Annotated in this window: 1 protein-coding gene; it reads right to left on the bottom strand. The window is 65.8% G+C overall.

Annotated features, from left to right (window positions below; genetic code table 11):
* Positions 1 to 508: hypothetical protein (locus tag DD1DGNOD_RS00245; protein WP_131765454.1), on the bottom strand; the 508-nt coding region annotated here is incomplete at its 3' end.
* Positions 509 to 635: the final 127 nt, after the last annotated feature.

Here is a 635-nt window from a genome sequence, read left to right as displayed (position 1 = left end):
CCGCCGGCTCGAACGCGGCGAGGCGCAGCATCCGGGGATAGCCGTCGTCGGCCCAGGTCAGGTACTTCAAGTAACCGGAGACGATCTCCCGGAAGACCAGCTGGTTGGTGCCGGCGACCATCAGGGGTTCACCGTCACCGGGTATGTTGCGGGAGAAGTCCCACAGCAGGTCGATGCCGTCCGTTGCCAGCTCGCGGGCGGCCAGGACGTAGTCGCGTCCGAACTCTCGCTGGAGGGCTTTAAGCGCGGGCCGTGCCCTCGCGATTCGCAGTCCGGCCTGGCGCAGCGCCGTCAGGACGTGGGCCTCGGCGAGGGCGATGAACGGAACACGGGCTTGTCGCTGTTCGGCGGGCAGAACGTGTACCAGCGGTTGTCCCTCATAGCTGACGGCCCACCGGCGGAATGTTCGCGGCGGCAGCGCCAGGCAGCGGGCAGCATCCTGTATGGACAGCAGACCGACCCCGAATCGGGGATCGGTGGGGGCGTCACCGTTTGCCTGCGACTGCACGGCTGAACCTCCGCAACACCGCTGAACCAATGGCCAAAACGTTAAAGTCGTGACCTGTCAACCTCTCGACGAACCCGAACCCCGAGTTCTTAATCATCATCCCGGTCCGGGTAGTCCGGGCACGTCC

The organism is Candidatus Protofrankia californiensis (genome assembly GCF_900634765.1).
GTDB lineage: Bacteria > Actinomycetota > Actinomycetes > Frankiales > Frankiaceae > Protofrankia > Protofrankia californiensis.
Note: the sequence above shows the minus strand (reverse complement) of the source record. Positions and strands in the feature narration are given on the sequence as shown.